This window comes from Methanosarcina acetivorans C2A, from assembly GCF_000007345.1.
Lineage (GTDB): Archaea > Halobacteriota > Methanosarcinia > Methanosarcinales > Methanosarcinaceae > Methanosarcina > Methanosarcina acetivorans.
On sequence record NC_003552.1, the window covers coordinates 5,708,538 to 5,723,474 of the forward strand.

The window sequence follows — 14,937 nt, forward strand, 5'->3', positions numbered from 1 at the left end:
CAGGTTTCTTCCAGACTTATCCCAGGTTAACGACTACCCCCTGGTTTTGATGACATCCCTACGCTTTCGACACTTTATCAGTGGTTCATTGCGTTCGTCTCCATAGCACATACCTGACGAGGTCAAGTCTCGCCTTTTCCATAACGCTCACTACCATGGCTTTTGACCACAGCAGCTTATGGTGGTTTGGAATCTCTACCTGTATAGCGATTCCGAGGGGCCCACCCTCATCTTCTATGCAGCATAGTTACACTATGCGACATTCTGTCACACGGATTCGCTTTCGTGGCGCACAATCATCAGCAAAACGGACATAATTGACCTTGTGCTTGTTTTGATGAGATTTGTCGATTGTTCCGTCTGATCTGGAGTAAAATCTCATCGACAAGGCGTTTTCTAAGCCGTTTAAGACCATATTTCCAATTATTGGTGATATAGGCCCTCCTTGCGGTGTGCCTTTCTCGGTAGGAAACAGATGATAATTCTCAATATATCCGGCTTTTAGGAACTCTTTAAGGATTCGTTTATTCATAGGGATTCAAGTATCCAGTTATGGTTGATTTCATCAAAACAAGCTTTAATATCACCTTCGACAATCCATTCTGGAGCAATTTTCTTGCTTAAACAGATGTGAAGGTAAGCGTAAGCATCTTTCGTTGAGCGATAAGGTTTAATCCCAAATGAGGTCTTGTCGCCTGTAGCAGATTCGATTGGTCCTAACATCAGAGAATGTAGAGTTTGTATTGCTCTGTCATACATAGTTGGTATGCTAAGAGGCCGTAGTTTGCCGTTCTTCTTTCGAATGTACTTCCGTGTTAATGGTTTCGCACGGTAGCCTTTGTTCGTTAGTTGTAGGGCAGAACGCATCTTATCTGCTGACGATGACCATATAATTCCATCAATTCCGGGAGTGCGACTTCCCTTGTTAGTGGTTACTTTACGAATTGAAAGTAATTTGGCATAAAAGGACCGGGTCAGAAGACGGGAGAGTTTGTTCACAGTTTTCCATTTTCCGTTATTTGCTGCACTTGCAATTCGAGACTGAAGGTTATTAACAACTTCTTTAACTCTTTTCCAATCAATGCTTTTCCATTGTTGGGTGAGTTCTTTGTCTGTAAGGTCCGTAACCGAAGTTATCTCTGGTTCTCTTACATTCATAATTAAACAATCCCTATTGCTTTCGTGACCAATGGCAAGTGGGCATGCTTTCGCATTGAGGTAAGAGTTTTTTTCCCCCCTCTATATTCCCCATTACAGGGAATCTTTAGCTTTTTGCCATTTCCTCTGCCACCTGTAGTGTCGGTTCTTCTCACGAAGTTCCTACCTCATTGAGGACCACAAATGGTTTACCGAGTTCTACACACTGGATAATTGCTGAACACTTAGGAGGATCCTATAGGCCGGAAACCCATTCGTCCATTCGTTATGACACGGAATCGGATTGTCATAACCGGGTTTCGATGCCATTTGGCTCATGCGTGATTCAACCTGCTTTCGCATGTTACAAGTCACGACCCCTGTGAATCTTCACCTTTCGGTTCTCCATATGTCCATTTTCCTAGTGGTTTGAAACTGTCAGGTTCAGTTTTACACCTCATTGTCCTCTGAGCTTTGCACAAATCCGTTGCCGGGGATGCACATCAGAGTAGGGACATTCTGAATGGATAGAATGGCGATTGTACCGCAATCCAGAGTATAACTTTCTCGTCGCACGATCCCATCTTGTGGCGTACCTGCTTTGGTTGGATTCAGATGACGTTTGTAGATAAAACCTGCTTTGAGAAATTGAGTTAGTATTGACTTTTCCATCGGAACGTTAGTCAGCAACCACTGATGATTTATATTATCGAAACATCCATTAATATCGCCTTCCAAGATCCGTTGAGCTGAATTTTTCCTGCTTAGACATAGAAATATTTGCTGACAAGCATCCTTAGTGCTTCGATGTCTTCCGAATCCAAAAGACCTCATATCAGACATATTTTCAGCTATGGGTTCAAGAGCTAAGGAGTATAAGGACTGTACAGCTCTGTCATACATTGTTGGGATACCTAAAGGGCGTTTCTTCTTCTTACCAGGTTTATTAATGAAGACTCTTTTGAGGGGTTTTGCTTTGTATCTTTTACCAGTGAGACTAAGGACAGCCTTTATTTTGGAGGTAGGGGTTAACCATCTCTCACCGTCAATTCCAGGGGTCCTTTTTCCCTTGTTTTGAGTGACCCTTCTTACTACTAAAAGTTTGGCGGAATAAGAATGAGTCAGCAAGTACTGTAATCTCTTGACGAGGTTCCATTTGTTTTGTAAGACTGCTTTTGTAATCCGGGTTTGCAGCTTATTAACACTTTTCTCTACATGGTTCCAGTTGATGGTTTTCCAGTTTTGGTAGAGTTGAAAGTCTGTAAGTTTCTTATCCTGAGAGGATATCGTTGAATTACTTACATTCAGAAGTTTGCCTCCTTTCATACAATAGAACACCAATAGGCAAGTCTGCACCCTTTAAAGTCAGGGCAAAGTTAGAACCCCTATCATGCGTCTTCGGTTAAGTGAGGAATCATGATAAATTGCCTCCATTTTCGTAACAGTTCTCAAAAACTGTATCCCATTGAGAGTTGGAACTAGGTATCGATTTCATGTAAAAAGGACAAAATTTAAGGCGACTTTTGGTGCAAAATCGATATCCTTCAGGCAAGAAAATTCCTTAACCGATGACCAATGGAACCCCTATCCATTCCATTGAAGAATGGCTTTCGCTTTTTGCCTAGATCCTCTGCCCTCTATGCAATTAATTCCCTTCACAGGGTTTCTACCTTTTTTTTTGGAGAGGAGCATATAGAGTTTACCAAGTTCTATACCACGAATAATGTGAGTACCTTAGAAGCCATCTATAAACCGAGAATCATTTGTCCATTTGCTATAATGTCCGCAGACCCGTTATAGTCTGATTCTGCACCTTTTGGTTTAAGCGTGTCAACCTGCTTTCGCTTATTCGACTTCACGATTTTTACGATGGTTCACTTTACGTTCTTCATAGCATTCTTATCCTAACCAATTATCAAAGTCAGGCTCCTTGATTTCTTGATATTGTCTTGTAAGCTTCACACACAAACGTTACCATTTATGCACGTCACAATAGGATTACCTCAAATGGAAAAGGTAACGTAGTGGCGCAATTCATAGTATAGCTTCTTGTCGCACCTGCGGAAAGTCAGTAGCATAAATGATTCATAGGAAACTTGTGTGTAAAAGCCTTTCAAGCATAAACCTTTTTACAAGGCGCTGAAGAAAAAAGAAGCTTGAACTTGTTTGATTTCATATAATGCTTAAAAAAGAAAGAATAGGATTTGCGATAAATCTTTATTTTTTATTGTTCGATATCAAACGAACAGAGTCCCTTGTATTAAATAGATAGCTTGGAGGGTTTTCCAGAAGATCTCCAGCTTCAATCCTAAGGTATAAGCCTTCTTCATCGACATGATTCCCAAAAAGCGGCAAAAGATCCTTAGTCCTGATTTTCAATAAATAGCCTGCTCCTGTGAAGCTGTCACCGCTTGGGCAGGAATTTAAGACCAAACCATCGGCAACATATTCATACCTTTTAGGAGAAACTGTAATTGGCCCTTCAACTACTGAACCATCACTAGTTTCCAGCAAAAGAATAACAGAGCCAAACACATAATCGACAGGATAGCCTTCAACATCATCCTCGTCATAAGTATGTTCATTGGTTCCAATACCTATCGTCACTATTCCGTTATTATCCACGTTTATCGAATTAGGACAGGAATAAGGCTTAATATCCATACAACCCAAAGCAGTCGGTGCACAAGCAAATAAAAAAATTAGCCCACATAATAATGCTAGAAATAATTTAACTCCTTTTATAGTCTCTACCTCCTTAAACGAAAAGAACAAAAATCAGACGCCCTATTTCGAGAGTTTGAAATTAATGCTCATGAGCCTTATTAAATTTTTGGAATATATTCTTTTTCTTTTTATAAGAAGATGAGCATATTACTCATTAAAGAGTTTAAGGAAGCAAAAGCTTCTCAAAAATGTAGCAGTAAAAAGCCATTCAAATTCCTCGGAATAGCGTCGAAAGATCAATTTGACTATTCCGAAATACTTTCAGGAAAAACTAAGCAGAAAGCTTAAAACATCTGGCAAATGTGAACATCGGAAACGATATAAAGAGTCGAGAAAGTTTTCATCAATATTGACACAAAGTAAAAGATGCGAGAAATAAAAATTAGAGTTTAAGTAATGATCTAAAATAGAGATAAAAGTCTTAAGGCTACATATAAGTCGCCTCATAAAAAGCTTATCTTAAAACTCATTCCATTGCCATTGCCACAAGCTCTACAATATCGATTATCTCGATGTTTCCGCCTGCATCCCTGAGGTTCCTCACGCAGAGGGGGCAGGAGGTTACGATATAGTCCACGCCTTCGGGTACGTCTTCGAGTCTGTTTCGGGCAAGTTCAAGGGAGATGTCGGGGTATCCGATCCTGACTCCGCCCCCACCGCCGCAGCAACGGGAGTTTTCTTTGATATTTTTCATCTCTTTGAGGGTGCAGATAGCCTGAATAACTTTTCTTGGGGCGTCATAGACCTTGTTGTGCCTGCCCAGATGACAGGGGTCATGGTAGGTGACCGTCAGGTCAAGGTGCTTGAGGTTTAACTCTTCAAGGTGCTCGGCAAGAAACTCGGGGAGGCTGATGACCCTGAGCTCTTTGGGGTAGTTGTTTTTGAGGGTAGTGTAACAGCCGGCACAGCCCGTGATGACGGTGTGGGCTCCCATTTTCCGGATCTGCTCAAGGTTGTGCTCCATGATCTTTTCCGCATCTTCCCGGAAACCCGTACGAAGGAGGGGAGAAGCACAGCACTGCTCGTCCGGCAGGAGGGTTACCCCAAAGCGCTGCAGAACCCCGAATGTCTTTTTTGCAAATTCCGGATAGCGATAAGAGTCAAAACAACCTACAAAGTAGACATAATCGGATTTCGCCGGGAGTTCTGCACGTTCCGAATCGGAAAGCCAGTGTAATCGGCTTCTTGTTTCCCCGAAGGAGTTGCCACTGGTCATAACTGCAGCTTTCAGCTTTTCCTGGGCTTCGGTTGTCACCCCGCATTTTACCAGCTGGGCGCGGGCAGCTTCCACCACTTCAGGAGGATTTGCTCCGGCAGGGCATTTGGCAGCGCAGATCCCGCAGGTTGTGCAGGAAGCAAGGCTTGGGAGGACATCTTCGGAGGGGGGTCTTCCTTCAAGCAGGCTCTTAATGATAAGCATTCTTCCGCGTGTATTTGCAGACTCCCAGCCGACCACATCAAAGACCGGGCAGACTGAGCGGCAGGTTCCGCACTGCACGCATTTATAAACTGAACGGCTGTCAACTTCAAAGGAGTACTTTTTGCTGTTTTTCTCGCCTATTTCCTTTCCATTCAATTCTTCTGGTCTTCCGGTTCCCTTTTTCCCTTCGTTTTTCATGATTCTCACAGCCCCAACTTGCCCGGGTTCAGGATACCCTTCGGGTCAAGGGCTTTTTTGATCGCACGCATTACTTCAAGAGCAGGACCCCACTGGGCTTCCATGTACTCAGCCCTGGCTGCGCCCACGCCGTGTTCGGAACTGACCGTGCCTCCAAGCTCGATTGCAGTCCTGTGGACCAGATCGGCAGCCTGTTTCAGGCGGTCCCACTCGTCCTTGTTCAGGACGTCAATGAAAAGAGCAAGATGCAGGTTTCCGTCTCCGATGTGCCCGTACTTCATGGCAGGGAGATTGAATTTTTCAGAAATTTCCTGTGCCTTCCTGAGGAGTTCTGGGATTTTCTTTATAGGGACTCCCACATCTTCACCCACATAAATCCTGGTTTTAGTGGGATCAAGGCGGGAAACAGCAGCTCCTACAAGCTTTCTGGCTGCCCAGATATCTGCCATTTCTTTTTCACTTTCTGCAAGCTTTATGGAGAGAGAAAGGGGAGAACAGACCTCTATTATCTGCTCTGCAGCCTCATGCGCGGAATTTTCAGTCCCGTCGACCTCGAAAAGGATTACATCACCTTCAGAGGGGAACACAAGTTTCGGATCGTAGCGTTTAAGCACCTGCAGGGAGACCCGGTCAAGGATCTCGCAGGCTGAAGGGATGACCCCGTTTGAGAAGGTTTTTACAACTGCCTGCCCCGCAATCTCTGCACTTTTAAAGGAAGCGAGCACAAGTTTTCTGGTTTTCGGGAGAGGGACAATCTTCAGGCTGGCTCTGGTGACGATTCCGAGCGTGCCTTCGGAGCCTATGATAAGCTGGGTCAGGTCGTAGCCTGCAGCTGATTTCAACATTTTCGAGCCTGTATGGATGACAGTTCCGTCCGCAAGCACCACTTCCAGATCGCGGACATAATTTCTGGTTGTACCGTATTTAACACAGCGCATCCCGCTGGCATTATAAGCAATCATGCCTCCGATAGTGCACATGGCAGAACTGCCAGGGTTAGGAGGGAAGAAAAAGCCGTAAGGCTTTAAAGCTTCGTTAAGGGCGTCCTGGATTATCCCGGGCTCCACGACTACCTGGATATTGTCAATGTCAACTTCAAGAATCCTGTTCATTCCCGACATGTCAAGCACAATACCCCCGCTAACAGGGACAGCACCCCCGGCAAGGCCGGTGCCTGCGCCCCTTGCAGTCAAAGGTATTTCATTTTCGTAAGCAAGCCTGACAATACGGCTGACCTCATCGGTGCTTTTAGGGCGTACCACGTAATCAGGCATCCCTTTGACCTGGGATGCGTCAGAAGAATAACAATAAAGTTCTGAAGGCGAGACCGAGAGCCGTCCGCCAACGATTTTTCGAAGCTCTTCAGTTATATCCATTATAGACCTCAAATCTGGGATTAGGATGTGAAAAATAGAAAGTTCTGTCCGGGCTGGACAGAGGTGAGAGATAATTTGCAGCAGATAATCAATATTAATAATATATAAGAATATACCATCCTCCTTCCTCCTGAGATCCATTTAAAAACCAGAAGAGAACTTACAGGCTTTTCAGAAAATACAGGCTTTTCAGAAAAAGCGCAGGGCAAACCTTTACATCCTGATAGACATAAGAGGACAAACATGACACAATACTTTGAAATAGAAAACAGAGATGGAGCAGCACGTATAGGAAAACTCCTGCTCTTTCCCGAAATTCGCACTCCCTGTGCCCTGCATACGGCAGCACTCGGAGACCTTGAAAACCCGGGACCCATTGTTGATGCAGGCAGCCTCTGGATTGCTGACCAGAAAGAACTCGAAGCACGCATAAAGGAAATCCGTGAAAAAACCGGAAAGGGAACTCTCATTATTCTTCCTCATCAGACTTACCCCCCTGCCGTTCCAGCCGAATCAACCGGGAAAGTAGAAGCATTTACTGCAACCGGTGATGAAAATGCAGAAGCTGAAGGGCCCACAGGTTCTCTTCTCAGGGCAGAAGGCGAGGTTCGGAAGAGCGACCTTTACATAATGGAAGGGGCGGGGACTCTGGAAAATAACGCCCGGAGGTTTCTGGAAACCTTGATTGACCTGAAAAACCGCATTCCTCCGGATACTGCTCTCTATGCCCCAAAGCTTGCCCTTCCTGAAAATGCAGCAATGCTTGCCTATGTCGGGATCGATGTTATGGACGATACAAGGGCAGAAATTGCAGCCTATTCTGACATCTACCTTACAGCTGCAGGCAGTTTTTATCTTGACTCCCTTGTAGAGTTTCCCTGCAGGTGCAGGGTATGTGCCGCCACCACACCCGCAGAGCTTCGAGCTCTCCCTAAAGCCGATAGGGTAGAGCTTCTTTCAGCCCATAACAGAGACGCCCTTGATGCCGAACTTGCTCTTGTCCGGGAAAAAATCAGGACAGGCAATCTACGGGAGTATGTGGAAGGGCAGTGCAGGGTCAGACCCTGGCTTACAGCCTTGCTGCGTCTTGGAGACTTTGAATATTCCTATATTGAAGAAAAAGTGCCTGCTTTCCGGCAAAGCCAGCTCCTTGCAGATACCTCCGAAGCCCTTTCAAGGATCGAAGTGGTCAGGTTTGCACGACGTATACAGGAAAGGTATGCACCTCCTGACCTTGATGTCCTCCTGCTCCTGCCCTGTGCAGCCAGAAAGCCCTATTCGACTTCCCAGTCCCACCAGAAGTTCATCCTTGCCCTTGGCAAGTACCGGAAGTTTGTCCATGAGGTGATCATAACCTCCCCCCTGGGGATTGTGCCCAGAGAACTCGAACTGACCTATCCGGCAGCTCATTACGATACTGCGGTTACGGGGCACTGGGACGAAGAAGAAAAAGCCTGGGTTTCCGGCTGCCTTGAAAGCTATCTCTCAAAACACATGTATAAGGCAGTGGTTGCCCATGTGGAAGGGGCATATAGGGAGATTTGTGAAAGAGTAGCTGAAAAGCTGGGAATTGACGTAGTCTATACTGCAGGAGAAAGCTTAGCGTCCTACGAGTCTCTTACGAACCTGAAAAACACTGTTGAAGCTATCTGCACCTCCAAGGATTTCAGCAGGAAAAGCCAGAATGCCGAAAAAGAGAAGAAGAATTTCATAAAGGCAGTTGCAGGCTACCAGTTCGGAGAGGGTGCAGGACATCTCTTTTCAGAAGAAGTCGGAGACCCTCTGGTTAAAGGCCGTTTTCCGAAGTACCAGCTCTTTGCCGGGAAAAAACAGCTTGCAACTTTAATCCCGCAGTACGGGATGCTTGCCCTCTCTCCCGAGGGAGCCGAACTGGTGCTAAAAAGTGAGAAATACGTGGTAAAGATTGACGACTTTGTCCCACGCGGTTCCATTCTCGCTCCCGGCGTGCTTGATGCGGGTCCCGAAATAAGACCAAATGACGAGGTAATAGTTCTCGGGAAAAAAGCTCTTTGTGTGGGAAGAGCTATGATGAGCGGGAGAGAAATGAAAGAATCAGGCAGAGGTGTCGCAGTAGACGTCCGGCATGTAAAAAAACTTTAACCTTGAAGCCTTGAAGCTGAAAACTTTAAGGCTGATTATTTAGCCTGATTTTCAGCCCGCGCAGGCGTACAACAGCGCAGAACATGCCCAGAAAATGTGTGCCTGAATAGAAAATATATAGAACAGAAAGCCGCACAGGCTTCTTCGGGAGGGTTGTTCTCTCCTCGAAGAAGTAATAAAATGGCAGGGACATATAAGATATTATGATAAGACGTTTCGCACCTGAGGACTTTCAGGAAATAGTCGAAATTGAAGAAGAGGCTTTTTCGGAGCATAATTCCCTGGTGTATATGAATTTTTACGAAATGGTTGGAGACGGCTTCCTTGTTGCGGAAAAGGAAGGAAAAGTGGTAGGGTATGTGGTTGGCTACCGTTCCGCAGAAAACGAAGGGCATATTTTTTCCGTTGGCGTAAAAAAAGAGTATAGGGGAAGGGGAATAGGCACGGAACTGATTTATGCCATATGCGACATTTTTGTTGCAAACGGCCTTAAATACGCGAGACTGGAAGTAAGAAACAGTAACACTAGCGCACAAAAATTATACAGATCGATAGGATTCGTACAGTGCTGGACTGAAAAAAAGTATTATTCAGATGGAGAAGACGGTATGGTTATGAAAATGCACCTGCACCCATACCGCCTTTTGGTCTCAAAACAAAAATACCTTGAACCTGTATTATCGGACAACGAATTCTTGACCACAATAAGGGGCCCTATCAGTTATTACCGATGAGCTTTATGACGGAATTGAGGGAATCTCTCATATGGGTAGATGCTTCCTCAAAGATAGGGTCATCTCTTGACATGAGAGTAGCAAGCTCGCCTCCCAAAATAAAAATTGCGCGCTTGTGATCCGCCTTGCTCCTGTGGATATGGACAGGACTTATCGATAAAGCTTTGTAGTCGTCAAACTCGTGCGTTACACCGTGCCTCTCGAAGTATCTCTTCATCTGAGCCATATATGTGTGCAGTTGTATTAGTTCTTCCTTGTGCATAGCGAACAGACCTACAATTTTACAAGATCAATTTAATATTATCTTGAACCGAATAAAAGAATTACCCGAGGAAGCTGGCTTCCTAGTTTTTGTTAATAAATTTTTCTATATAATGTATATGAAAAATAATGAAGGATTATGGACGAGAGTGTGAATTTTAGTACTACAGTGTGAAACCATGTCAAATCGTAGTGATCTCACCGGAGCTATACAGGAATATCACACATAAAATAATAACAATGTAATAATTAGATCCTGACTATGTGATAATTGGATCCTGACTATGTGATAATTAGATCCTGATAAGTAGAATAATTACTTTAAAACAAAAATCAGGCATAAATAACGATTTTTTTTATCAACAAAAACGAAAAGAAATACAAAAAGGTAAAGAAAAGAAGTAAAAGACCTGCTCAGAGCATTGCGGAGGTCAAAACTTCCATATCTGCAGGAACTTTAGCGATGTTTCCGATTTTCACTCCTATAAGATTTTTGATTGCATTGCTCGAAGCAATATCAACAAGCCTCTGAGTAATTACACCATCAAAAACCACGCTTTTCACATTATCCCTGTAGGTTTTTAACCTGCTTGCAAGGTCTCGGACTGCGATTTCCTCTATGACTTTGTCGTCAGAATCCAGAATCCTTGCCGTCAACGTCCCCTTAAGGGCGTCTACGTGCGGCCTGAACCTCGCAGCTTCCGGAGAAACCGGAGCTATCGGAACTTGTCTGGCAGGAGCAGGTGAAACTCTTACCGCCTCCCCTCCAGGGACCTTCACAGCTGAGACCTTTTCAGCCGAGGGCTTTCCCCTGGGAACTCTGGCAGCTGGAACTGGCCTTGCCATAACCGGAGATTTTGGAACAGCCTTTCTTGCTTCAACTTTTTCTGCCGCTGCAGGAGTTTTTTCCAGGGATTTTTCCGAAACTTTTTCAGGAGCTTTCTCAGGGATTTTTTCAGTAACTGCCTCTTCCATTTCTTCAGGAGACTCCTCTTCGTAAGCTTCCGTCTTTGGAGACACCCTGTGAACCTTCACACGTTTGTGCAGCTTCTTTTCCGCGATTCTAGGAACGACTTCCGGCGCTCTCATCTTTCTCTTGGAAACGCGTTCCAGCCTGCAGGCACTATCTTCACTTTCCTTTTCCTGGATTCCGTACTTCTCAATAATCTGTTCCACCGGAACTTTCCGGCGCAAAGACCTGATTATTTCTTTCTGTACAAGGTCTTCCACACACTTCCCATCGGGAGCACGGGCAACATAATCGATATCTGCTACCTGGAGGAGTTCGCGGATGATGAGTTCTCCACCCCGGTCTCCGTCCGTAAAAGCAGTTACTGTTTTCTTTTTAGTAAGTTCAGCGACCTCAGGGGGGATGTTTGTTCCACCCACACAGATGGTGTTTTTTATACCGTAGCGAAGCAGGTTCAGGATATCAGCCCTGCCTTCAACAATAATGATAGCATCCGAATTAAGCACGTTCGGCCCGCAGGGTATCCTTGACTTACCATAATGAGTCAGTTCGTCGACCCTTACGGACTGCCGGACCTCGTCGGCAAGTTCCTGAGATTCGGGCACGGTCTCATCGAACATCTTCGTGAAGATGAGTTTTGCCCTCTCAATAATTTTTTTGCGTTTAACAGCCCTTACGTCTTCTACCTGGAAAACCTCAATCTTGGCACTGCAGGGGCCTACTCTGTCAATGGTTTCCAGAGATGCTGCAAGGATCGAGGTCTCAACCTTATCAAGGCTCGAAGGAACGAAGATGTTACCTTTGGTTTTTCCTCCTTTAGCGGTAACCATTACCTCGATCCTGCCGATCCTTCCGGTTTTCTGCAGATCACGCAGATCAAGATCGGCTCCTAGCAGCCCTTCAGTCTGACCAAATATTGCGCCTACTATATCGGGACGCTCGATTACCCCATCAGCATTTATTTTAGAATGAATGATATATTTCGTGGTATCAGTATTTTGCATGTGAAATTCTCCCTGAACTAAAATTATAATGATTTATCATGAACTATTGATTATGGACGTTTTTCTTTGGATGATCTATTCTATTGGATGACTTTTCCTATTTGTTGACGGAAAATAGCTCTTATACAATCGGACAATTCCGATGTACAATTCTTTTTCCGGCTACAGGCTCATAGTACTTTTCCGGCAGTACAAATCTATCCTCTATTTATTCTGGAAACGCGCTGGAAACCATAAAAGGCACCAGAAAATGCAAAAATAGTAGTAAAATCAGATTTAAAACCAGATCAGGGATAATACACCCTTGAGGGCAGAGTTCATAATTGAAGATTACTATGAACCGGAAAACAGGGTTCCGAAGCTGCCTATAACTGTCTTTTGTGCTTATGTCAGGAGAATTAAACCGGCGGAATACTTCCCGGACCATTTTTCAATGAAAGCTTTTACCGGCAAAAGCAGGATAAGCCCCTACCTATTTTAAAGCTCTCATGGATAGAGCGATTCCTGATTTTCGATCGGAGTAAACATCATATCTCCATAAAATCCATGGAGGATTTTCTGTACCTGCCCGAAAATCTTTGCCTTAACATAAGCTTACTGTCGGGTCTGAAATAAATCTCAGAGTCCCAAGTCAAATAATGTGTTTACCATTCAATATGCCCGATAACTGAAGATTTTCAGAGATGTTCCAGAGGAGGGGATTAACCTGAGGCGTGAGTGGCTAGAGAGGGCCTGACGCCTTTTTAATTGAACAAGTATCCCTAATGATAAGTGGTAAAGCAGTGAATTGAATGCATCAGGTTTATTGAAAACATTTTTTGACTTTTGCATCATGGGTGATATAATGTATAAGGTTTATTTCTGGACTGATAGTATTAGCCCTGAATTGGTAATATGTATAATCTGAGATTTCTATTAAGTTTGCATATGTTTAGTTACATGAAATTCTTTACGAATCCGGTAGTGATGAATTGATGAAGTTATTAGTTTATGATATGACCTGACGAAACAGCTCCCGCCCGCCTTAAAGCGACTTTGGCGAAACCGGAATCCCGCACGTCATACGTCTTAAATTCATATGTTTAATGGTTGCAGGCTTTAAGAACTTTTTGGTTATTTAAAAGGTTCGCTAAACCTGAATTATTTTAACCCAGTATCAATAAATTTAAGGATAGCGACCTTCTGGAAAGATTTTCAAATTTTAAATGAAAAACTAATTGGAAAAATTTAGAAAAGTATATATAAAACAAAGAACGTCTAAAAATTTGAACGAGCGAGGTAAATACACTGTTTTATGTATTAACCCCCCCACTCCCAACTCGCTCGTTCACCCTTCACATGAAATCATTATCTGCTTCTCCTGTTAATCAATTCAATTAATCAGTTCAATTAAACCAGTTCGATTAAACTTAATGTACGGAACACTGGACGTTTTCCCGTATCATCTGAAATTGCTTCGGGCGCTGAAGTCTTTCCTCTCTTAAAAACCTATAATAGGCGCGAAACACCATTATAAAAAGCATGGGAAGCGATTTCAGTGTAAAGGATGCTGCAGGTAAAATCATGCAACCCGCAGCTGAGGTTCAGGAAGAGGTCCCGGGGAAAGGCCCCATACATGTCCGGACAGAAAAAGAGATCACAAGGGTGGTGATTATAGGAGGGGGAGCCTGTGGGATGGCGGCTGCTACCAAGATCAGGAGGCAGAGTGACTTCAAAATAACTGTACTCTCATCTGACTCCCACACAGCTTACAGCCACTGCGGAATTCCTTTTGTCCTGGGCAGGGAAATTGAAAATTTTGAAAAATTGATCGTAAAACCCCCAGGTTTTTTCAGAGAAAAAAACATAGATGTGAAACTGAACGAGAAGGTAATGTCGATAAACCTGGCAAAGCGAGTCGTCCTGACCGGAAAGGGAACCTATCCTTATGACAAACTGGTGATTGCCACAGGGAGCCTGCCCTTTATACCTCGCAAAAGCAAGGCAAATATTCTACCTTACGGAATCTTCACGCTCAGAAGCCTTGCTGACGGCAAACTCTTTGGAAAAGCCCTTGAAACCGCGCAAACAGTATGCATCATAGGGGGAGGTATAATAGGAATTGAATGTGCCTCAGCCCTTACAAAGCGAGGGATTAAAACTATTCTTATTACCAGGAGTAAAGACCTGCTTTCCAGCCAGTTTGATTCTGATATGGCTGCGATTGTCAGGGCACACCTTGAAGCCCTCGGTGTGCGGGTTATTACCGGGGAACCTCTATTTTTACCTGAAAATTTCTGGAAAGAAAAAACCGTATACATAAAGGACAGACATTTTCCTGCAGACCTTATGCTCCTGGCAACCGGGGTAAAACCTGAAGTTTGCCTTGCCAGCGAGGCAGGGATAGATACCGGAAAGGCAGGGGGAATAGTCGTAAATGAAATGCTTCAGGTAAAAGCAGGAGGGGAATTCCTCCCTAATGTATACGCAGGGGGCGAATGTGCGGAGGTTACTGACCTTCTAACCGGGGAAAGCAGGCTCAGCCCACTGGGCACAACCGCACGTCGTATGGCAGACGTGATCGGAAATAACATTACAGACAAATACTCTACTTTCGGGCCCCTTGCCGACCCCTGGGTAGCTGTTGCCGGAGACCTGCAGTTCGGAGGAGTGGGGCTTACCCCCGAACAGGTGAAAAGACAGGGGATAAAAGTTGTAAGCGGATTTTCCCGCGGGCGCACGAGAGCTTCCTACTATCCGGGTCGAAAGGATATTTATATAAAACTCTTTTTTAAAGACGGCTGCCTTGCAGGAGCGCAGCTCGCAGGAGGGGAAGGAATAAAGGAAAGGATCGATGCCCTTTCCCTTGCGATAAGAAAGAAAACAACAATCAAAGACCTTCTAAACCTTGAAACCTGCTATGCTCCTCCGGTTTCTATGCTCGTGGACCCCCTCACTCCGGCTGTAAAAGCCGCAGTCAGAAATATAAGGAAGGCGAAAACCGAGTAAT

The 14,937-nt window shown here is 44.5% G+C and carries 11 protein-coding genes; 3 read left to right on the forward strand and 8 right to left on the reverse strand.

From position 1 onward, the window contains the following. Positions 1 to 247 precede the first annotated feature (247 nt). From MA_RS29605 to MA_RS24165, 6 genes are all read right to left on the reverse strand, one after another. Positions 248 to 532: a reverse transcriptase domain-containing protein gene (locus MA_RS29605; protein WP_282679333.1), complete on the reverse strand. Its 285-nt coding sequence runs from the start codon at positions 530 to 532 to the stop codon at positions 248 to 250. Beyond that, positions 529 to 1,158 carry a reverse transcriptase N-terminal domain-containing protein gene (locus MA_RS24145; RefSeq protein ID WP_281085378.1) on the reverse strand — a complete coding sequence of 210 codons (630 nt, stop codon included), beginning with the start codon at positions 1,156 to 1,158 and terminating at the stop codon, positions 529 to 531. Before MA_RS24145 ends, MA_RS29605 begins: the two co-directional genes overlap by 4 nt. A 429-nt stretch (positions 1,159 to 1,587) precedes the next feature. Further along, complete coding sequence (locus tag MA_RS24150; RefSeq protein WP_083755974.1) at positions 1,588 to 2,463, reverse strand: reverse transcriptase N-terminal domain-containing protein; 876 nt, start codon at positions 2,461 to 2,463, stop codon at positions 1,588 to 1,590. A gap of 891 nt (positions 2,464 to 3,354) precedes the next feature. Next, positions 3,355 to 3,912 carry a hypothetical protein gene (locus tag MA_RS24155; protein ID WP_011024497.1) on the reverse strand — a complete coding sequence of 186 codons (558 nt, stop codon included), beginning with the start codon at positions 3,910 to 3,912 and terminating at the stop codon, positions 3,355 to 3,357. 418 nt (positions 3,913 to 4,330) lie between these two features. Next, on the reverse strand, positions 4,331 to 5,482 hold the full coding sequence (locus MA_RS24160; RefSeq protein ID WP_048066036.1) for a (Fe-S)-binding protein: 1,152 nt from the start codon (positions 5,480 to 5,482) through the stop codon (positions 4,331 to 4,333). 5 nt (positions 5,483 to 5,487) lie between these two features. Then, on the reverse strand, positions 5,488 to 6,858 hold the full coding sequence (locus MA_RS24165; protein ID WP_048066616.1) for an FAD-binding oxidoreductase: 1,371 nt from the start codon (positions 6,856 to 6,858) through the stop codon (positions 5,488 to 5,490). 243 nt (positions 6,859 to 7,101) lie between these two features. On the opposite strand from MA_RS24165, the gene arcS reads away from it, so the two are divergent. Both arcS and rimI read left to right on the forward strand, forming a co-directional pair. After that, the gene (arcS, locus tag MA_RS24170; protein WP_011024500.1) at positions 7,102 to 8,979 is read left to right on the forward strand and encodes an archaeosine synthase subunit alpha; all 1,878 of its coding nucleotides are present in this window, start codon (positions 7,102 to 7,104) and stop codon (positions 8,977 to 8,979) included. Positions 8,980 to 9,182: 203 nt separating this feature from the next. Beyond that, positions 9,183 to 9,713 carry a ribosomal protein S18-alanine N-acetyltransferase gene (gene rimI / locus MA_RS24175; protein ID WP_048066037.1) on the forward strand — a complete coding sequence of 177 codons (531 nt, stop codon included), beginning with the start codon at positions 9,183 to 9,185 and terminating at the stop codon, positions 9,711 to 9,713. On the opposite strand, the gene MA_RS24180 is transcribed toward rimI, so the two are convergent. Both MA_RS24180 and dnaG read right to left on the reverse strand, forming a co-directional pair. Beyond that, positions 9,697 to 9,975, reverse strand: coding sequence for a UPF0058 family protein (locus MA_RS24180; protein WP_011024502.1), 279 nt, complete (start codon positions 9,973 to 9,975; stop codon positions 9,697 to 9,699). The genes rimI and MA_RS24180 overlap by 17 nt on opposite strands. 413 nt (positions 9,976 to 10,388) lie before the next feature. After that, positions 10,389 to 11,948, reverse strand: coding sequence for a DNA primase DnaG (dnaG, locus tag MA_RS24185; protein ID WP_011024503.1), 1,560 nt, complete (start codon positions 11,946 to 11,948; stop codon positions 10,389 to 10,391). 1,521 nt (positions 11,949 to 13,469) lie between these two features. Between dnaG and MA_RS24190 the strand changes: the two genes are divergently transcribed. Further along, positions 13,470 to 14,936 (forward strand): FAD-dependent oxidoreductase, encoded by a 1,467-nt coding sequence (locus tag MA_RS24190; RefSeq protein WP_011024504.1) that lies wholly within the window; start codon positions 13,470 to 13,472, stop codon positions 14,934 to 14,936. Position 14,937: the final 1 nt, after the last annotated feature.

What these genes read in the sequence shown, in the direction of transcription:
- MA_RS24180 (WP_011024502.1), bottom strand. Translation starts at nt 9,975, where the DNA reads ATGCACAAGGAAGAACTAATACAACTGCACACATATATGGCTCAGATG.
- MA_RS24145 (WP_281085378.1), bottom strand. Translation starts at nt 1,158, where the DNA reads ATGAATGTAAGAGAACCAGAGATAACTTCGGTTACGGACCTTACAGAC.
- MA_RS24165 (WP_048066616.1), bottom strand. Translation starts at nt 6,858, where the DNA reads ATGGATATAACTGAAGAGCTTCGAAAAATCGTTGGCGGACGGCTCTCG.
- arcS (WP_011024500.1), top strand. Translation starts at nt 7,102, where the DNA reads ATGACACAATACTTTGAAATAGAAAACAGAGATGGAGCAGCACGTATA.
- MA_RS24190 (WP_011024504.1), top strand. Translation starts at nt 13,470, where the DNA reads ATGGGAAGCGATTTCAGTGTAAAGGATGCTGCAGGTAAAATCATGCAA.
- rimI (WP_048066037.1), top strand. Translation starts at nt 9,183, where the DNA reads ATGATAAGACGTTTCGCACCTGAGGACTTTCAGGAAATAGTCGAAATT.
- MA_RS24160 (WP_048066036.1), bottom strand. Translation starts at nt 5,482, where the DNA reads ATGAAAAACGAAGGGAAAAAGGGAACCGGAAGACCAGAAGAATTGAAT.
- MA_RS29605 (WP_282679333.1), bottom strand. Translation starts at nt 532, where the DNA reads ATGAATAAACGAATCCTTAAAGAGTTCCTAAAAGCCGGATATATTGAG.
- MA_RS24150 (WP_083755974.1), bottom strand. Translation starts at nt 2,463, where the DNA reads ATGAAAGGAGGCAAACTTCTGAATGTAAGTAATTCAACGATATCCTCT.
- dnaG (WP_011024503.1), bottom strand. Translation starts at nt 11,948, where the DNA reads ATGCAAAATACTGATACCACGAAATATATCATTCATTCTAAAATAAAT.